The organism is Pseudomonas sp. SWRI154, assembly GCF_014268645.1.
Taxonomy (GTDB): Bacteria; Pseudomonadota; Gammaproteobacteria; order Pseudomonadales; family Pseudomonadaceae; genus Aquipseudomonas; species Aquipseudomonas marvdashtae.
Window position 1 is genome coordinate 16,330 of the sequence record NZ_JABWQW010000020.1, and the last position, 18,839, is coordinate 35,168.

General features: G+C 59.6%; 20 protein-coding genes and 1 pseudogene. 14 read left to right on the forward strand and 7 right to left on the reverse strand.

What is annotated here, in order from left to right; genetic code table 11:
• Positions 1–119: 119 nt before the first annotated feature.
• A complete protein-coding gene (locus HU806_RS17775; protein WP_060740319.1) occupies positions 120–566 on the reverse strand; it encodes a response regulator in 447 nt (148 codons plus the stop codon).
• A 258-nt stretch (positions 567–824) separates the two neighbouring features.
• Here HU806_RS17775 and HU806_RS17780 point away from each other — a divergent pair, with 258 nt between their 5' ends.
• The 8 genes from HU806_RS17780 (at position 825) to HU806_RS17815 (ending at position 9,754) form a co-directional block, all read left to right on the forward strand.
• Positions 825–2,759, forward strand: a complete 1,935-nt coding sequence (locus tag HU806_RS17780; RefSeq protein WP_189672504.1) for a putative nucleotidyltransferase substrate binding domain-containing protein — start codon at positions 825–827, stop codon at positions 2,757–2,759.
• Positions 2,756–3,463: an exonuclease domain-containing protein gene (locus tag HU806_RS17785; protein WP_186612861.1), complete on the forward strand. Its 708-nt coding sequence runs from the start codon at positions 2,756–2,758 to the stop codon at positions 3,461–3,463. Before HU806_RS17780 ends, HU806_RS17785 begins: the two co-directional genes overlap by 4 nt.
• Before the next feature lie 138 nt (positions 3,464–3,601).
• On the forward strand, positions 3,602–4,120 hold the full coding sequence (locus tag HU806_RS17790) for an RNA polymerase sigma factor (protein WP_186612863.1): 519 nt from the start codon (positions 3,602–3,604) through the stop codon (positions 4,118–4,120).
• Entirely contained in the window at positions 4,117–5,097 is a 981-nt protein-coding gene (locus tag HU806_RS17795; protein WP_186612865.1) for a FecR domain-containing protein, read from the forward strand. The genes HU806_RS17790 and HU806_RS17795 overlap by 4 nt, the downstream gene beginning before the upstream one ends.
• A 152-nt stretch (positions 5,098–5,249) precedes the next feature.
• Complete coding sequence (locus HU806_RS17800) at positions 5,250–7,661, forward strand: TonB-dependent siderophore receptor (RefSeq protein ID WP_186612867.1); 2,412 nt, start codon at positions 5,250–5,252, stop codon at positions 7,659–7,661.
• A 69-nt stretch (positions 7,662–7,730) separates the two neighbouring features.
• Positions 7,731–8,861: a PepSY-associated TM helix domain-containing protein gene (locus HU806_RS17805; RefSeq protein WP_186612869.1), complete on the forward strand. Its 1,131-nt coding sequence runs from the start codon at positions 7,731–7,733 to the stop codon at positions 8,859–8,861.
• A complete protein-coding gene (locus tag HU806_RS17810) occupies positions 8,858–9,037 on the forward strand; it encodes a hypothetical protein (protein ID WP_186612871.1) in 180 nt (59 codons plus the stop codon). Before HU806_RS17805 ends, HU806_RS17810 begins: the two co-directional genes overlap by 4 nt.
• An 87-nt stretch (positions 9,038–9,124) precedes the next feature.
• Positions 9,125–9,754, forward strand: a complete 630-nt coding sequence (locus tag HU806_RS17815; RefSeq protein WP_186612873.1) for a glutathione S-transferase — start codon at positions 9,125–9,127, stop codon at positions 9,752–9,754.
• Positions 9,755–9,935: 181 nt separating this feature from the next.
• Here the strand turns inward: HU806_RS17815 and creD are convergent, their stop codons facing one another.
• From creD to rloA2, 4 genes are all read right to left on the reverse strand, one after another.
• Complete coding sequence (gene creD / locus HU806_RS17820) at positions 9,936–11,309, reverse strand: cell envelope integrity protein CreD (protein WP_186612875.1); 1,374 nt, start codon at positions 11,307–11,309, stop codon at positions 9,936–9,938.
• A 117-nt stretch (positions 11,310–11,426) separates the two neighbouring features.
• A complete protein-coding gene (gene creC, locus HU806_RS17825) occupies positions 11,427–12,845 on the reverse strand; it encodes a two-component system sensor histidine kinase CreC (protein ID WP_186612877.1) in 1,419 nt (472 codons plus the stop codon).
• Positions 12,845–13,525, reverse strand: a complete 681-nt coding sequence (gene creB, locus HU806_RS17830; RefSeq protein WP_186612879.1) for a two-component system response regulator CreB — start codon at positions 13,523–13,525, stop codon at positions 12,845–12,847. Before creB ends, creC begins: the two co-directional genes overlap by 1 nt.
• 69 nt (positions 13,526–13,594) lie before the next feature.
• Positions 13,595–14,101, reverse strand: a complete 507-nt coding sequence (gene rloA2, locus HU806_RS17835; RefSeq protein WP_186612881.1) for a retropepsin-like aspartic peptidase RloA2 — start codon at positions 14,099–14,101, stop codon at positions 13,595–13,597.
• A gap of 205 nt (positions 14,102–14,306) precedes the next feature.
• On the opposite strand from rloA2, the gene yihG reads away from it, so the two are divergent.
• Positions 14,307–15,194: a 1-acylglycerol-3-phosphate O-acyltransferase, YihG family gene (gene yihG / locus HU806_RS17840; protein WP_186612883.1), complete on the forward strand. Its 888-nt coding sequence runs from the start codon at positions 14,307–14,309 to the stop codon at positions 15,192–15,194.
• Here the strand turns inward: yihG and HU806_RS17845 are convergent, their stop codons facing one another.
• Complete coding sequence (locus tag HU806_RS17845) at positions 15,195–15,764, reverse strand: DUF2780 domain-containing protein (protein WP_186612884.1); 570 nt, start codon at positions 15,762–15,764, stop codon at positions 15,195–15,197.
• Between the two features lie 306 nt (positions 15,765–16,070).
• Between HU806_RS17845 and HU806_RS17850 the strand changes: the two genes are divergently transcribed.
• From HU806_RS17850 to HU806_RS17860, 3 genes are all read left to right on the forward strand, one after another.
• Positions 16,071–16,499, forward strand: coding sequence for a DUF3757 domain-containing protein (locus HU806_RS17850; RefSeq protein WP_186612886.1), 429 nt, complete (start codon positions 16,071–16,073; stop codon positions 16,497–16,499).
• An 86-nt stretch (positions 16,500–16,585) separates the two neighbouring features.
• Complete coding sequence (locus HU806_RS17855; RefSeq protein ID WP_186612888.1) at positions 16,586–17,161, forward strand: hypothetical protein; 576 nt, start codon at positions 16,586–16,588, stop codon at positions 17,159–17,161.
• 209 nt (positions 17,162–17,370) lie between these two features.
• On the forward strand, positions 17,371–17,583 hold the full coding sequence (locus HU806_RS17860; protein WP_186612890.1) for a cold-shock protein: 213 nt from the start codon (positions 17,371–17,373) through the stop codon (positions 17,581–17,583).
• Positions 17,584–17,679: 96 nt separating this feature from the next.
• Here the strand turns inward: HU806_RS17860 and HU806_RS17865 are convergent.
• Positions 17,680–18,099, reverse strand: a pseudogene (locus tag HU806_RS17865) (formaldehyde dehydrogenase, glutathione-independent); the annotation flags it as partial.
• 2 nt (positions 18,100–18,101) lie between these two features.
• On the opposite strand from HU806_RS17865, the gene HU806_RS17870 reads away from it, so the two are divergent.
• Both HU806_RS17870 and HU806_RS17875 read left to right on the forward strand, forming a co-directional pair.
• Positions 18,102–18,329, forward strand: a complete 228-nt coding sequence (locus tag HU806_RS17870) for a hypothetical protein (RefSeq protein WP_186612892.1) — start codon at positions 18,102–18,104, stop codon at positions 18,327–18,329.
• Positions 18,330–18,464: 135 nt separating this feature from the next.
• Positions 18,465–18,818, forward strand: a complete 354-nt coding sequence (locus tag HU806_RS17875; RefSeq protein WP_186612894.1) for a hypothetical protein — start codon at positions 18,465–18,467, stop codon at positions 18,816–18,818.
• Positions 18,819–18,839 lie beyond the last annotated feature (21 nt).

An 18,839-nucleotide genomic window follows, 5' to 3' on the forward strand; every position in this document is an offset into this window, starting at 1 on the left:
AGCGACCGCAATACAGTCAATAAGATTTCGAGTTCTGGAAAAAAAGGGTCTGCTTCGCAGCCCAGCGGGAGCAAGCTCCCTCACCACAAAAGCACTTCGGCACCATTGAAGAGGATATCTTAAAGATCCATCCCCAACTCATGCTTGACCAACCCCAGCAACTTGTCGGTATCGATCGGCTTGAGCAGAAAGTCCACCACACTCAGGTGCATGGCTTCGATGGCATCCTTCACGTCCGCGTCTCCCGACACGATGATGATCGGCAACGCCGCCCGCTCGGACTCGCGCACCAGGCGCACCAGCTCCAGGCCATCGACATTGCCCATGCGCAGGTCGGTGATCAGCAGGCCAATCGACGGCTTGGTTTCCAGCATCTTGAGCGCCGTTTCGCCACTGGCGGCGGTCATGCAGTGAATCCCGTCCAATGCCAGGATCTCCGACAGCAACTCGCGGGCGTCCTTGTCATCGTCGACGATCAAGACTCGCTGCGGCGGCAGGTCGGGTTCCAGCATGACGGCACTCAACGCCTCGCGCTCGGCGTCACTCAAAATATCGTGGTCGGACATGATGCTCTCTACGTTCTTGAATCGATCCCCTGGCACAGTGGTCAGACATCGTTCTGCGGCGCTTCAATGTGCACTTCGTCGGATTTTTTTCCAAGAGCATTCCAGGAAGAATTTTCCGAGGCCGGGCGTAGGTTTTTTCCGTAGTTTCGGCCCCGTTGTGGCGACCTAGACTTACGTCCAATGGGCAACCGCACGCTCAGGGGCCGACCATGGGGCACAGATCCGACCACAATAATTCGAAAAAGCTGCGTAATCGTTATGAAAAAAGCGGACGCCTTCATCCAGGCAGGGAAAACCGCGGTGTTGCAAAACATCCAGGGGACGCTGCAGTTTCTCCAGCGCTTCCCACCGTTCAACCAAATGGAAAACGCCCACCTGGCCTATCTGGTGGAGCAATGCCTGTTGCGTTTCTATGCGCCGGGCGAAACGATCATCAAGCCGGCCGACGGTCCGGTGGAACACTTCTATATCGTCAAGCAAGGCCGGGTAGTGGGCGAGCGCCCGCACACGGCCAAGGGTGGCACCGAGACGACCTTTGAAATCACCACCGGCGAATGCTTCCCCCTCGCCGCGCTGCTGGGTGAGCGAGCTACTCGCACCGAGCACCGGGCGGGCGAGGACACCTTCTGCCTGCAACTGAACAAGTTGGCCTTCATCAAGCTATTCGCCTTGTCCGGCCCGTTTCGCGACTTTGCCCTGCGCGGCGTCAGCAGCTTGCTAGACCTGGTCAACCAACAAGTACAGCAAAAATCCGCGCAGACCCTGGGTACGCAATATTCGCTCAACACCCGCCTGGGGGAGCTGGCGATGCGTCATCCGGTCAGTTGCAGTCCCGAAACGCCGCTGCGCGAAGCCGTCAAGCTGATGCACGACCAGCAGGTCGGCAGCATCGTGGTGGTGGACGAGCAGAAAGCGCCTGTGGGGATTTTTACCTTGCGCGACCTGCGGCAGGTCGTGGCCGACGGTACCGGAGATTTTTCCGAGTCGATTGGAATGCACATGACCCAGGCACCGTTCTTCCTGTCACCGGACCACAGCGCCTTCGACGCGGCCATCGCCATGACCGAGCGCCATATCGCGCACGTCTGCCTGGTCAAGGATCAGCGCTTGTGCGGCGTGGTGTCGGAACGCGACCTGTTTTCCCTGCAGCGGGTCGACCTGGTGCATCTGGCCCGGACGATTCGCAACGCCCCGAGGGTGGAAAACCTGGTGACCCTGCGCGGCGAGATCGGTCAACTGGTGGAACGCATGTTGGCTCATGGCGCGTCGTCGACCCAGATTACCCACATCATCACCCTGCTCAACGACCACACCGTCTGCCGCGTCATCGAACTGACCCTGGCCGAAAAGGGCGACCCGGGCGTGCCGTTCAGTTGGCTGTGTTTCGGCAGCGAAGGCCGGCGCGAACAGACCCTGCACACCGACCAGGACAACGGCATCCTCTTTGAAGCCCGGGACGCGGCCCATGCAGCGCAGATCCGCGGAATGCTGCTGCCCATCGCTCAACAGATCAACCAGAGCCTGGCCTTGTGCGGCTTCACCTTGTGCAAAGGCAACATCATGGCCGGCAATCCTGAGTTGTGCCTGTCCCGCGCGGAATGGGCGCGACGCTTTGCTGCCTTTATCCGCGAAGCAACGCCTGAGAATCTGCTGGGCTCAAGCATCTATTTCGATCTGCGCGTGGTCTGGGGCGACGAACAAGGCTGCGAGCAGTTGCGCCAGCAGATCCTCGATCAAGTGGCCGACAACCGCTTGTTCCAGCGCATGATGGCCGAAAATGCCCTGCGCCATCGTCCCCCCGTCGGACGCTTCAGGGATTTTGTGCTCAGCCGCAAGAACGGCGAAAAAGCCACCCTCGACTTGAAAGTTCAAGGCCTGACCCCTTTTGTCGACGGTGCAAGGTTGCTGGCACTGGCCAACGGTATCGAGGCCAACAACACCTTGGAGCGCTTGCGGCAACTGGTCGTCAAGGAGGTGATCGAGCCGCTCGACGGCGCTGCCTATGAAGAGGCTTATCACTTCATCCAACAGACGCGCATGCAACAGCACCAACTGCAAACCCGGGAAAACCAGCCCTACTCCAACCGGGTCGATCCTGACAGCCTCAATCATCTGGACCGGCGCATCCTGCGCGAATCCCTGCGCCAGGCTCAACGCCTGCAAAGCAGCCTGACGCTGAGGTATCAGTTGTGAACCTGTTTTCCTGGTTGCGCCCGGTCCAACCGACGTTGTCGGAGACCTTGCAACAGCGCCTCCGGGACCTACCCACGCCCACTCAACTGACTGAACGCAGCCTGCGGGAACAGCGGTGGGTGGTGGTCGATCTGGAAACCACCGGCCTTAACCTGAGCAAGGATCAGATACTGTCCATCGGCGCCGTGGTCATAGAAGACGGCGCCATCGATTTCAGCCAGCAATTCGAGCGGACCTTGCAATGCGACAAGCAGAAGCTCGGGCCGAGCGTGCTGATTCATGGCCTGGCGCCGAGTGCCATCGCCGCTGGCAGCGACCCGGCCGAAGCCCTGCTGGCGTTCATGGAGTTCGTTGGCGACAGTCCACTGCTGGCGTTCCACGCGCCGTTTGACTGCCACATGCTCGGGCGCGCGCTGAAAGACTACCTGGGCTATCGCTTGCAGCAGCCCTTTCTCGACGTAGCAGACATGGCCCCGATGCTTTGCCCTCAGGCGCACATCCGCCAAGGGGGACTGGACGAGTGGATCGACTGGTTCAAACTGCAAATCTTTGACCGTCACAACGCCAGCGCCGACGCCTTGGCCACTGCGGAGCTGGCGCTGATCCTGTTCAGTCGCGCCCGCCAGCAAGCGATCCACAGCCCACTCGATCTGCAACAACGCCTCGGACAGTGGAAACGGCGGCAGCAGGCGCCCTCGCTTTAATCCGCAGCCCTGAATAGTAGATTTCCTTCGGGAGTGGCATATCGCTACAACTCCCGACCAGTGCCAATTGCTTTCCTTCCCCCGCCTCTGCCACAATCGCGAACAATTCTCGTTACTTAATGCGTCGGTGAATGTTCCGTGTCGTCAGTCCCCAGTTCCCACAGTGATTTGGTTGGTGCGTTGTACCGCGACCATCGCGGTTGGTTACTGGCATGGCTTCGACGCAACGTGGCCTGCCCGCAGCGCGCCGAGGACTTGAGCCAGGACACCTTCGTTCGCCTGCTGGGCCGTGGCGAGCTGACGGCACCGCGCGAGCCCCGGGCTTTTCTGGTAGCGATCGCCAAGGGCCTGCTGTTTGATTACTTCCGTCGGGCGGCGCTGGAGCAGGCGTACCTGACCGAACTGATGCTGATCCCCGAGGCCGAGCACCCGTCGGTGGAAGAACAGCAGCTGATCCTTGAAGACCTCAAGCAGATCGATCGCCTGCTCGGCAAACTGTCCAGCAAAGCCCGCGCAGCCTTCCTCTATAACCGCCTCGACGGCCTCAGCCACGCCGAAATCGCCGAGCGCCTGGGGGTTTCGGTGCCACGGGTTCGCCAATACCTGGCCCAAGGCCTGAAGCAGTGCTACATCGCCCTTTATGGTGAGCCGACATGAACACGGCTCATGGCAAACCGGTCTCCGCGCGGGTGCTGGACGCCGCCATCGCCTGGCAGTTGTCCCTGGATTCAGGCGGCGGCAGTCCTCAGGAGCGGGAGGCGTTTGCCCGATGGCACGCGGCCGATGAGGAACATGCCCGCGCCTGGCAACAGCTGGGCATGCTCGACCAGCGTTTCAACATCGCCAGTGGTCCAGCGCGGGCCGCGCTGCTGCAATCGAAGGCGAGCATCCGGCGCCGGGTGCGCAAGGTCGGCAGCGGCCTGGCGAGCATAGTCGCGGTCATCGGGCTGGCGCTGTTCGCCGGCGATCGTTATTTGCCGCTGGATTATTGGCTGGCCGACCAGCGCACCGCCACCGGTGAGCAGCGTACGTTGCGCCTGGCGGACGGCACGCTGATCAACCTCAACACCCACAGTGCATTGGATGTGCGTTTCGATGACAAGCAGCGGCGCATCGTCCTGCAGGAAGGTGAAATCCTCGTGGAAACCGGTCACAACGATCCGCGTCCGTTCATCGTCGAGACTCGCGAAGGCAGCATGCGCGCGTTGGGCACGCGTTTTTTGGTCAAGCTCGAAGACCAGGGCACCCGCCTGAGCGTATTGAAGTCCGCCGTGGCGGCGCATCCGCAGAGCGCCCAGGAAGAACAGATCCTGTACGAAGGCCAACAGGTGCTGATGCTCAAGGAAGGCCTAGGGCCAACGGTGGCCCTGAACCCCGGCGCCGACGCCTGGACACGCGGCATGCTGGTGGTGGAAAACGCCCGCCTTGAAGACCTGGTCCAGGAGCTGAGTCGTTATCGACGCGGCTATCTGGGCGTTGAACCACAAGTGGCGGACCTGCGCATCACCGGCAGTTTCCCGCTGCATGACACCGATCTGGCGCTGACCGCTTTGCTACCGACATTGCCGGTGCAGGTCGAGCATCACACCCGCTGGTGGGTCGTGGTGGGACCGCGAGCCGAAGCCAAGCCTTGAAGTGAGAGATTGATCCCTGAGTGCCTGTCCTCGCGACGGCCACGTCGGCCCATGCAATCTCAATCTAAATAATTTTCATCCAGCCCTATCACTTTTCAGTTTTCATCCGGCACACAGGCAATTGAGAAATATTTCCATTCAGGAGCCGCCGTATGTCCCGCCCGTTTGAGACCCTGTTGCGCCCCAGCCTATTGGCTATCGCCATCGCCTTGGCCAGCCCGTTGGCCAGCGGCCCGTTGCTGGCCGCCGAACAGGCCTCCGGCGTTCGCGCCTACAACCTGCCCGCCGCGCCGCTGGCCAGCACCCTGAACCAGATTGCCAGCCAGGCCGGTCTCGCCCTGAGCCTGAACCCGTCCCTGGCGTCGGGCAAAACCTCGGCACCGGTCCAAGGCCAGTTCGACGCCACCGGCGCGCTGCGTCAGGCCTTGCGTGGCACCGGTCTGCAATTGGAGCAAAGCAGCGCCGGCACCTACAGCCTGGTGGCCGTGCCCGAAGGCGTGATGGTGCTGCCGGAAACCAGCGTGATCGGCGCCGGCGTCAGCGAAACCGCGTGGGGGCCGACCGAAGGTTACGTCGCCACCCGAACGGCGGCGGGCACGAAGACTGATACGCCGATTGTCGAAGCGCCTCGTTCAATGTCGGTTGTCACGCGTCAGCAGATGGACGATCGCTCGGTCCTCAACCTCAACGACGCGCTGCGTTACTCCGCCGGCGTCACCAGCAGCGGATACGGCTCCGACTCTCGTAATGACTGGCTGCGTGTCCGAGGCTTTGACCCAACCCAGTTCCTCGATGGTTTGCCATTGCCCAAAGGCTCTTATGCCAACCCGAAAGTCGAACCCTGGAATCTGGAGCGCATCACCGTGTTGCGCGGCCCAGCGTCCTCGGTCTATGGCCAGACGCCACCCGGTGGCATGCTGGACATGGTCAGTCGTCGCCCGCAGTACGAACAGGCCAACGAAATCGAATTTCAGGCCGGCAGCAACGAACACAAGCAAATCAACTTTGACAGCACCGGCAAGATCGACGATCAAGGCCAGTTCCTCTATCGCGTCAGCGGCGTGGTGCGCGATAGCAACGCTCCGGTCGACCACATTCCGGACAAGCGCTACAACATCGCGCCCAGCCTGACCTGGAATATCAATGACGACACCCATCTGACATTGATTTCGCAATACACCCGCGACGACACTGGCATTACCGGGCAATTCCTGCCACTGCAAGGCACCAAGCTGGCCTCACCGGCGGGCAAGATTTCCCATCATAAGAACCTCGGGGATCCGGACTGGGAATTTTACGACCGTACCTATTACGCACTGGGCTATGCCTTTGATCATCGGTTCAACGATGTCTGGCAGTTCCGTCAAAACCTGCGGTACACCAAAAGCGATCTTTCATTCCAAGGGTTGACCGTTAACACGGGGCCCAACGCCGTTGCCCCTGATGGAACGGTTGGGCGCTCTACCGGCATCGTGGATGAAGACATCAGCCAATTCGCTGTGGACAACAACTTCCAGGCGGATTTCCGTACAGGCGCACTGGACCATACGTTGCTCTTGGGTCTAGACCACCAGCGCTCCAACACCAACTATAAGTGGTTGTATGGTTGGGGCAATGTGCCAACCACTAACGTCAACAACCCCACCTACGGCCAAGACTTCTCCAACGTCACATACTCCACTCTGTACGACTACAACCAGAAAACCCGCCAGACGGGTCTTTACGCACAAGACCAGATCGCTCTGGATAACTGGCGCCTGACATTGGGTGGACGAGAGGACTGGGTTCATACTGGCACCGATTTCAACCAAACCGATACCAGCAACACCCAGCGCGACAAGCAGTTTAGCGGCAATGCCGGCTTGAGCTATGTGTTCGAGAATGGCATCACGCCATACCTGTCCTATACCGAATCGTTCCAACCCAGCGCTGGCGCCAACGTCTCGGCTACCGAGTCGCTGAAACCGACCGAAGGCAAGCAGTATGAAGTCGGCATCAAATACCAGCCACCCGGCACCAAGACACTGCTGACGGCAGCTGTTTTTGACTTGCGCCAGCAAAACGTGTCGATCACCGAAAACAACATCACCAGCCAGATCGGCGAGATAAAGGTTCGTGGACTCGAGTTGGAAGCGACTTCGGAAGTGACCGAAAACCTGAAGCTGGTGGGCTCCTACAGCTACAACGACACTGAAATTCTCAAAGGCGATGACAAAGGCAACCGAGTCCCGCAGATTCCCCGCAATCAAGCCACGGCGTGGGCCGACTATACCTGGCACAACGGCGTGCTCGACGGTTTCGGCATTGGCGCCGGTGCGCGATATGTAGGTGACACTTACGGTAACCAAAGCAATACATATCTGGGGCACGTAGGTTCCTACACCGTATATGACGCCTCCATGCACTACGATCTTGGCCGTTTGAGCAATACCCTTAAAGGCGCCACCCTGGCCGTGGATGCCAAGAACATCTTCAACAAAGAATACCTGTCTACCTGTGACGGCTTTTGGTGCTACTACGGCGACCAACGCAACGTCGTCGCGAGCGTGAATTACAAATGGTAAACGGTTAGCATTTGCGCAAACCTTCAGAGGGTCATGCACCAGCATGACCCTTTTGCATTCGGATCGATCATGAAAAGCAAAACCATTCGCCGCTGGTCCTTTGTCCACACCTGGAGCAGCCTGATTTGCACGGTGTTCCTGCTGATGCTGGCGATCACCGGGCTGCCGCTGATCTTCCATCACGAGATCGAGCATCTGCTGGGTGACGCGCCAGAGCTGCAGGAGATGCCAGCGGACACTGCGCCACTGGATCTTGCGCAACTGGTGGAAAAAGCCAAGGCTCATCGTCCGGGCGAAGTGGTCCAGTATTTTGGCTGGGACGAAGACGAGCCCAATGGCGTCATCACCATCATGGCGCCGACGCCGGGCACCGAACCCAACTCCTCCCACACGTTCATGCTCGACGCGCGCACCGGCGAAGCCCTGGAAATGCCCTCGGCGAACGGCGGTTTCATGATGGTCATGCTGCGCCTGCATGTGGATATGTTCGCCGGGCTGCCCGGCAAGTTGCTGTTGGCATTCATGGGCTTTCTGTTTGTGATCGCCATTATTTCCGGGGTGGTGTTGTACCTGCCGTTCATGCGGCGGTTGAAGTTCGCCACGGTGCGCCAGGACAAATCCACGCGCCTGCGCTGGCTGGACCTGCATAACCTGATCGGCGTGGTCACGCTGGTCTGGGCGCTGACCGTCGGCGTGACCGGCGTGATCGCCGCCTGCGCCGATCTGATCATCGCCGCGTGGCGCAACGACAGCCTCAGCGCCATGGTCGAACCCTATCGCAACGCCCCACCGCTGACACAATTGGCCCCAGCCACCCGATTGCTGGACATCGCCAAGGACGTCGCGCCAGGCATGGAGCCGAGTTTCATTGCCTTCCCCGGCACGCTGTTTTCCAGCGAGCACCATTACAGCGTCTTCATGAAGGGTGACACCCACCTGACCTCGCATTTGTTGACGCCGGTGTTGATCGATGCGACCACCCTTGACGTCACCGCCGTGGCCGAGCGGCCGTGGTACATGGACGTGATGAGCCTGTCCCTGCCGTTGCATTTCGGCGACTACGGCGGCCGGCCGATGCAGATTTTCTGGGCAACCCTGGATGTGCTGACGATTATCGTCCTGGGCAGTGGCGTTTATTTGTGGCTGGTACGGCGTAAAGCCGCCAAGCGCGCAACTGTCGGCGCGGAGGTTGCCCCGTGAGGCCTCGGCAGTCGAGCTTCTGGAAAGTGTTTGGTATCCCGGTGGTCATCGGTGCACTGAGCGCGGCGGGGCTGTTTTCGGCGCTGTTGGGTGACGGGGCGTGGGACGCCGTGAGCTGGGTTGGTTTGGGCATTCCGACCATCCTGGGAACGTGGGGGTTGCTCAAGCGCGGCTAACATCTGCCCGCAGCGCGCTTGGAACACTCGCCAGCCGAGCCACAACTGTCTAGGCTAAGCCCAGCCCGTCGCTTGAGGATTGCTTGCATGTCCACCCCCAACATGACCCTGTTCCACAACCCTGCTTCGCCCTTCGTCCGCAAGGTCCTGGTATTACTGCGCGAAACCGGTCAGCAGGACCGCGTGGCCTTGCAGCTCAGCCAACTCACGCCGGTCAAGCCCGACCGAGCGCTGATCGGCGACAATCCGCTGAGCAAGATCCCTGCCCTGCGCTTGGCCAATGGCAGCGTGATCCATGACAGCCGCGTCATCCTCGACTACCTCGACCACCAGCACGTCGGCAACCCTTTGATTCCCCGGGATGGCGCGGCCCGCTGGCGGCGCCTGACCCTGGCATCGTTGGCCGACGGGATCATGGATGCGGCGGTGATGATCCGTTACGAAACCGCGCTACGCCCGCCGGAAAAACACTGGGACGAATGGCTCGACGCGCAACGCGACAAGATTCGCCGCGCCTTGGCCACCCTTGAAGCCGAGGCGATTGCCGAGCTGGCCAGCCATTTCGACGTTGCTTCCATCAGCGTGGCGTGCGCCTTGGGTTACCTGGACCTGCGCCACCCGGACCTGGAGTGGCGCAAGGCCAATCCCCAGCTGGCGCAGTGGTTTGCCGAAGTCAGTCTACGGCCCTCGATGATCGAAACGGTGCCTAAGGTTTAAATCTGCCTTGGCTCTACAGGCCTCTTTGCGAGCAAGCCCCTTCCCGCGTGTCCTGCGTGTTGATTGTGGGAGCGGGATTGCTCGTGAACCGGCCAACACGGTTGAGCCGCAAACAACCCGGCAATCTGCATCATCAACACCTCCCGCACCCGCTGATCGTCCCGCAACCCCAGCGACCGGCTCATTTCACTTCCCCCAGATCGAAGCTCATCGCAGCTGCTGGCTTCGCCCCGACCCCGTACCAGTCCAGCTTGCGCGTCAGCACCATGAACACCCCGAGCAGGCCGAACAGCAGCAGCGAACCCATCAACAGCGCATAGTCCTCAGCGCTCAACAGGCCGTAGAGCAAACCGTACAACCCCGCCAGGCCCGCCGAAAAACCCAGGCCGTGACTTACGCTGCGCAACACATGGCAGACATAGAACCCGATCAGCACCACGCAAGCACTGGCCGACACCAGATACGCCAAGGTGAAGCCGATGTGTTCCGACAGCGATAACAGCAGTAGATAGAAGAATGCCAGCGCCACACCGACCAACGCGTACTGGACCGGATGCACCGCCAGGCTCTTGAGCACTTCGAAGAGGAAGAACCCGGCGAAGGTCAGCGCGATAAACAGCAGCGCATATTTGATCGCCCGATCGCTTTTCAGATACTGATCCACCGGGTCGACGAAACTCACGCCGAAGGCCCGACTGCGGAACGCCTCGCAACCATCGCTTGGGTCACAGGCTTGCAGGGTTTCCAGGAGGTTGGTGGAAAAAAACGAGGTCTGCCAGTCAGCGCTGAAACCCTGTTCATTGATTTCGCGTTTGACCGGCAAATAGTTGCCGATGAAGCTGGGGTGCGGCCAATCGGCGGCCAGGTGCACTTTGGTAGACTTGCCCACCGGCAGGATCTGCAGCTCGCCGGTGCCTTGCAGCCGCAGGTCGAAACCGAACGTCAACTCAGGGCTGCCCTGGGCGGTGATCATCGGCAGCGGTACGTGGACGCCCTGCCCTAGCCAGCCGAGCCGCGAGCCGGGCAGGAAATCCACCGTCTGCTGGTTCAGCGTCAGGGTCAGGGCATTCTCGATGCCGCGGATGTCGCTGATACCGACGCTGAGGTACGGCTCGTCAAAACGGTAATCGGCAAAATCCTTCGGGGCGATGCCATAGCGTTCCGGCACTTTGAAACGCCCATCGATCCGATTGTCGGCGTGGAACAATCGCGCCTCGTAGATCCCCCGGGCCCGGGTCTCGGTACGGATCTGCCCGTCGAGTTCGAATTGCTCCGGCAGAAAATACATCTCACCGGTTTGCTCGACGGTTTCCAGGAAACGCACGCCGGTCTTCTCATTGGTATTCCAGACTTTCACGTCCTTGCGAAACGGCACCACGATCATCGGACCGATCAACTGCTGGCTATGACTGGAGCTGCGGGCAATATCCTGCAACACCCCATCACGCAGCGCTTGGCGCTCGTCAATCAGGCCGTTGATCATTAACAGCGGGACCATCAGCAAAAGAATCAATAGGGCGATCATGCCCAGTTTTATGGCGAGACTGCGGTTCATGTGGGGCTCTCCCTGTTCGAATGGGGAGAGTCTGGCGGGGCCGTGTGGGTGGTTTATGAGTGGAATGTGGAGATTGTGTGGAGACTGCATTCACCTGATCAAAGTGAAAGCTGTGGGTCAGGGCAAACGGAGCACCACCTCGACTCCGCCCTCGACATTGCCAATGGTGAATTCGCCACCGTGCAACTGCACCACTTCCTCGACGAAGTTCAAACCCAGCCCGGTGCTCTTGCGACCGGTGCCTGGGCGCGGCAGGGAATAGAACCGCTCGCTCAGGCGCGGCAGCGCGTAGTCGGGAATCGGCTCGGCCTGATTGAATAACCGAAGCTCGACGCGCTTGCCGAGGCGCTCGGCGCTGATGCGCAACAGCCCTTCGACCGGCGTGAAGTCCAAGGCATTTTCCAGCAAGTTGCCCAAGGCCTGACGCAACAAGAACGCTTCTCCGGTCAGCGCCAGGTCGGCGGCTATGTGCCGTTCTATGCGCAACTGACGGTTTTCGATCCAGCCGCCACGGGCTTCGAGCAGCTCATCCACCAGCGCCGCCAACGGCACCTCGACGATGTCTTCAAGCCCTTGGCGCTGTTCGACCTGGGCCAAGTTCAGCAGGCGTTCGATCAATTGCTGCATGCGCACGCTTTCGCTGTCGATATTGCTGACAAAACGTTGCTGCTGGGCAGCGGGCATGTCGCTCTGGAGCAGCTCGGCGGCACCGCGAATCGCGGCCAGCGGGCTCTTGAGTTCGTGGGTCAGGGTGTGCACATAACGCTCGACGTAAGCCTTGCCTTCGAGTTGGGTGCGCATGTGTTCAACGGCGCCCGCCAATTGCTCGAACTCACCGCCGCGATAATGCGGCACCTCCACCCGACGTCCTTGGCTGACCGCCTGGGCGTAGCTCGTCAAACGCCGCAGTGCCGCGCTAAGCCACCACGACAACGCCGCGCCCAGCAACAGGCCCAGGCCGATCAGCCCGGCGCCATAGAGCAGCAGACGCCGCTCCGTGCGATCGATATAAGGTTGCAGCGAACTGTTGGGCTTGGCGACGGTGACCACGCCGATGATCCGGCCGTTGTCGCGGATCGGTGCCCCGACGTGCATCACCGAGGACGCCGGATCATCCGGATCACTGCGCGTCGAACGGGCGCCGTAGTGGCCGCGCAGGGTCAGGTAGACGTCATTCCAGCGTGAATAATCCTGGCCCACCGCCACGCCGCTTGAGTCGAGCACCACAATGCCGTTGGCATCGGTGACATAGATGCGATGGCTGACCTGGTTTTTCGGCAGCCCCCAGATCGTCGCCGCCGGCTGGCGCTCACCGTAGGATTTGAGCAATTGCGGCCAGCGATTCTGGCTGAGCGTCCCAGCCTTGAAGTCATCCCGCAGGATCTCGGCCATCAGATTGGCCGTGTCCACCAGCGTCTCTTCGGTGGACTGGCGCACGCCGGGGCGGATTTCCTCCATCACCGTGTTGAGCACGAAATAACCGGCCAAGCCGATAAACAGCACGTAGGCGAGGAAGATCCGGATGCCCAGCGGCATCAGCTGTGCCCCGGGCTGTAGCTGTAACCCAGGCCTCGATGGGTCTGGATCGGTTCGGCCTCGGCCCTGACCAGCCGCAACTTGGCGCGCAGGCTCTTGATGTGGCTGTCGATACTGCGTTCATACCCGGCATCGCTGGGCACGCCCAGGGCATCGAGCAACTGTTCACGACTGAAGACCCGTTCGGGTTGCTCCAGCAGGCAGTGCAACAGGCGAAACTCATGGCGAGTGAGGTTCAACGGTTTGCCGCGATAGCTGATTTGCACGCGATCGTTGTCCACCTGGAACAGTGCCGAACCCGTTTCCGCGACAGGCCTTGGCGCCACTCGCTTGAGAATGGCGCGGACCCTGGCGGCCACTTCCCGAGGGCTGAAGGGCTTGACCACATAATCATCGGCACCGATCTCCAGGCCCACCACCCGGTCGATCTCCCCATCCCGAGCTGTAAGAAAAATTACCGGAACGTCGCTGAAACGTCTGAGATTCTTACACGTCTCGAAACCGCTGATATCCGGCAGGCCCACGTCGAGAATAATCAGGTCCGCCGGAGTATTTTTCTGGTGCTCGAGGGCGGCTGCGCCGAGGCTCAACCAAGTGGTGTCGAAGCCCTCGCCCTGCAGGGCAAACACCAGCGTATCGGCGATAGCAGCTTCGTCTTCGACAATCAGAATATGAGGCATGGCGTCCGAGCCCGACAGTAAAGTTGCCGGAACGGTGCCCCAAGCCCAGGAGCACGTCAATCGGGGAAATCAACAGTTGGGTTTATCCGCGGTAAACCGCCGCGCCGGGTTGACCGCCGCTTTGAATTCGCGCAGGGCTTTGGCGCCGATCAGCAGCGGGTAGTTGAAGCTGCTGCGGTCAGTCAAATTGACCTCGACGGTGCGCTTGACGTTGCCCAGGCACATTTCCAGTTCCACCACCGGACGTTTGCTGGGTGCGATTTTTTCATCGTCGTCCTCGTCCTCTTCGGAACGGGTCTTGATCTTGCTGATGCGCGCGACCTTGTGTTCGTAGATTTTGTTGCTCGCGTCCTTTGTCGCCAGGCGAAACCGTACCCAGTCATCGCCGTCACGGGTAAACGTCTCGATGTCCTTGGCCGACAGCGAGGCGGTCAACGCACCGGTGTCCATCTTGGCCTTGAGCACTTCGCCGCCGATTTCCGGCAACGCGATGTATTCGTAGCGCCCGTACAGGGTGGGCTCGGCGGCGAGCACAGGAAGGGCCACCAGGGAAAGCAGGGCAAGCATGGATTTCATGTAAGAGCTTCCGTTGTGGGAGTGGGATTTTAGACCGTGGCCGACGAATTCGTTCGGTTAAAGCTGTGGCGAGGGGGCTCGCTTCCTCGCCATAAAGGCTGGCCCAGTCTAGCCAGGCCGAAGTGAAACATTCGTCAATAACTGATTTGGCCTGCCACGCGAAGCTGCTTATCATGGCCCGCCCACCCGCTTGCAAGAGTCATGTATGCGCCGCCTGCTCACCGGCTGTTTCGTCACCCTGTTGTTATTGCTCAACACCCTGGTGCTATTTGGGCCGCTCATGGTGTTTGCATTGCTCAAGCTGATCCTGCCCGGACGCTTTCGCGACTATGCGTCGTGGGCGGTGATGTGGATCGCCGAGACCTGGGCCGAAATCGACAAGCGTATCTTTGCCCTGTGCATCCCCACTCAATGGGACATCCGCGGCGGTGGAGGCTTGCGCGGCGACACTTCTTACCTGGTGATCAGCAACCACCAGTCGTGGGTGGACATTCCTGCCCTGGTCCAGGCCCTCAACCGACGCACGCCGTTCTTCAAGTTCTTCCTGAAAAAGGAACTGATCTGGGTGCCCTTCCTCGGCTTGGCCTGGTGGGCGCTGGATTACCCGTTCATGAAGCGCTACACCAAGGCCTTCCTGGTGAAAAACCCGGAACTGGCCGGCAAAGACCTGGAAATTACCCGGCAAGCCTGTGAGCTGTTCAAGCGCCAACCGGTCACCGTGGTCAACTACCTCGAAGGCACCCGCTTCACGACCGCCAAAAACCAACAGCAACAGTCGCCCTTCACCTACCTGCTCAAGCCAAAGGCCGGTGGCGTGGCGTTCGTACTGGCGGCAATGGGCGAACAACTGGACGCGGTGCTGGACGTGACGGTGGTCTATCCGCAACAGCGGATACCTGGGTTTTGGGATTTGATCAGCGGCGCCGTGCCAAAGGTCATCATCGACATCCAGACCCGCGAGCTGGATCCTGCGCTGTGGCGGGGCGACTACGAAAACGACCCGGTGTTTCGCCAGTTCGTCCAGCAATGGGTCAACCAGCTCTGGGCCGAAAAGGACCAGCGCATCGCCGCGTTGCGCAACGAGCACACCTGATCAGATACCGGCGCCAGTGCCCCAGATACCGCCGAGGTTTTGCAGCAGCGAACTGGCCACGCCTTGTTGGCCGAGGTATTGCAGGATGATCGGGGCAAATTGGCCGATCATGCCGCTGTCCATGCCCAGCGCGCTGAAGGCATTGCTCAGGTCGCCGGTGTCCTTGACGTTACCCAGCAGGCCGTCGAGCAAGGCGCTCTTGTCCGACCCGCCGCCGAGCAAACCGCCCAGGCCGTTGAGCCCGCCGATGGCGCTGTTGCCAGCGATCTGAGCCAGGCCCGGCACGCTTTTGCTCAGTTCGGAAAACTGCGGCTCGCTGAGCCGGTTCTTTGCCAGCCCCAGCATCGCCCCGGCGCCGCCCACGGCCTGTTCCGGTGTAATCTTCAGCTCCGAGCCCAAGGTGTTAAGCAAGCCGGCGGCTTTCGGCGCAGCAGCCACGGCACCCTCCTGCTCGTCGCCTTGCATGGCGGACAAGACGTTGGCCGCGTCACCCAGGTTGAACTGTGCGAACGCCGGGCTGGCTGCCAATGACAGCAGGCAGGACAGTACAAAACCGCTTGAAACTTTCATCCGACATCCTCGATCACCGCGAAAAAGCCGCTTCACAAGAAGCGGCGCAAAAGCACGGCGTTGGACTGAGGCAAATAGCGATTGTTCCGTCGTAGCGCTTAGACCTATTCCCACATCAAGCCATGAATTGCCCTACAGTCATATCTGAAAATTCAGCTCTCCCATTTAATCTTCCTCGCTATGACAGCGCCCCCATAAATATCCACACACAATTCAGAATTGACATAAAGAACTGTCAACTCTGACAGTGGTCCGGCCCGGACAGACCTGTAAATATCGAGCATGACCGAGCCAGGAGGCGCGTAGATGTTAAATAAATGGGCGCTGGGCGCAGGATTGTTAGTCGGGATGACCGGCCAGATCTACGCTGGCCAAATAACATGTCCTGCCGCCGCCGATATACAACGCCGTATCGAGGTATTAGAAGATGTCTTCTTTGTCGATGAACCGAATGACCTCGACTGGCAAAGCCAAAGCCTGGTGAACGCGGTAAATCCTGCTTTATTGGTATTCAACGGAGCCGAATACGTCATCCATGGACATGAAGATGACCACCAACAACTCACCACCCGGACTACCTTTACCTGCAAATACGGCGAGATAAATCTGATCCTGAAGGATGTCCAGATGCAGGTTCCGTCATTCTCGCCTTGGGCAAACAACCGTTGTGAAAGCCTTGACGTTCATAGCTGCGAACTAATTAATGCCGATTATTTCCAGGTCATCCTTGAGTAGCGTAATTCATCGAGCGTCCAACCTTTCCCCCTGCCCCTCAAGACGCCTTTACCGTACAGTGCCGTGTCTCTCAACAGAGCTTGTCCATGAACGTAAAAATCGGCGGAACCACCCTTGCCGTCATCCTGACGGGCATGCTCATCGTCCTGGGCGTCAACGAATGCCAGCGTGGGCCCTTGAACCCCGAGCTAGCGGACAACATCAGCGAAGAACAGAAAGTCTGGCTGACCATTGAACACCGCATCAAGCGCTCAGACCCGGCCCTGACCGAAGTGACCCGCGACCAGCAAGCGCTGACCCTGTTTTACCGTCCCGAAGCGCCCACAGAGAATTCCGACCCGTGGGTTGCGCACATGCTGCGCGTGGTCGGCCATGGCCTGGCGGCGCTCAATGGCGCACCTGGGGGCAAGCAATACACGCACGTCACCGTCAAGGCGCGACTGCTCGTTGATGACGACGTGGAGCTGGTCTACGACATGTCGGGTTTCGATGCCATCAAGACCCAACAAGGCGGCTACGAAACCTTTGCCGGCATGCCGCGCAGCCTGAATTTCAGCCGCGAGGCCCTGGCCCAACCGCAAGACTATTGCCACGGCCCCAGCGCCAAAGGTTTCTACCCTGAATTCTGCGAACGGGTCGGGACTGCAACTGCCCGGCAGTAACCGTGGCCAACCATGGTCTGACCTCGACGACAGTCATCCGAACATTAACGCGCAACTGGTTATTTCCTCTCGGTATTGCTTACTGTCAACGTTGACAGTAGGCAGCTGTTCACACGGGTTCTAAGCTGCAGCCGTGACACGAAAACAAGGCTCTGGGCAAACCACAGCCCCTGTGCCTTTCTTCATTCGGGCAAGCAGGAAGAATAAAAATGACCGACCGAATCAAAGGAACCGTGAAATGGTTCAACGATGCAAAGGGCTATGGCTTCATTACCTGCGGCAAAGGAGGCGGGGAGTTGTTCGTTCATTATTCGGCGATAGACGGCGAAGGGTATAAAACATTGAAACAGAAGCAGACCGTTTCGTTTGAAGTCGAGAAGGGGGACAAAGGCATGCAGGCCTCGAGAGTGGTGCCGGAATAACTCCCCCGTCCATGTTCACGAGATCGGAGTCAGGGAACAAGCACAACGGAAAAAGGCGACCGAAGTCGCCCTTTCCCCGTCTTGCCCTTTTACCCCTTACGCCGCACTGAACAACTTGTGCGGGTCAATCACAAACTTCTTCGGCACGCCCGCATCGAACTCGCCATAACCCTTCGGCGCGTCATCCAGGCTGATCACCTGCACACCGACGATTTCAGCAATGTTGATACGGTCCCACATGATCGCCTGCATCAGTTGGCGGTTGTACTTCATCACTGGGGTCTGGCCGGTGTGGAAGCTGTGGGATTTGGCCCAGCCCAGACCGAAGCGGATGCTCAGGCTGCCCATTTTTGTCGCCGCATCAACGGCGCCCGGGTCTTCGGTGACGTAGAGGCCGGGGATGCCGATCTTGCCGGCGACGCGGACCACGCCCATCAACGAGTTGAGCACGGTAGCCGGGGCTTCGTGCTTGACGCCGTCATGGCCGTGGCCGCGGGCTTCGAAACCCACGCAGTCATTTGGCGGTTGCTGCGCACTGGAGCGCCGGCACGGCCGAGCGGGAGCAAGCTCCCTCGCCACAATGGGCCGTCACCCAACTGCTGGAAAACATCGCCTTTCGCGAAGAGCTCAGCTCCGATGCCGTCGTCCTCCACGACTTCGCCCTGCTCCTGGCGATTCCGTTGCGCGATGGCTGCGACGTGCTGGACGTGATCGGTCGGCGGTTGCAGGCTCAGGCCTTGGCCTAAATACAACTTTTCGATACACATAAAAAACAAGTGAATTATTCCTTTTTGGCATTGAGAACTGTCAACCCTGACAGTAGTCACCGCCGAACGATTCCAGAAGAATCACGGTACCGTCAACGTAATGGAGTACACGTAATGCGCAAAACACTATTTTCCAGTTTGCTTTTGGCAATGACCCTGATGACGAATGCCCAGGCTGCGGATATGGAAACGTGCCCACCAGTGAGCAATATCAAATCGTCTCCTTATACAGATCCAGATCCTAATATTCCAGCCGGACACAACGAAGGGTTCAAGTACACGGCCTCCCAAGGAGGCACCTGGACCGGAGTTACCCTATCCACTAGCGACGACTTCCTGGACCCCAAGTACGAATTAAAAGCGACTGCCATCTCCGATGACGGCAAAACATGCGAATACGGTGGGAAGACGCTTACAAACGGTGATGAAACCTCAGTGCCCTATTTAAAGCTGACGAACAAAAATTGAAGCATGTCAGAGTGGCTACCG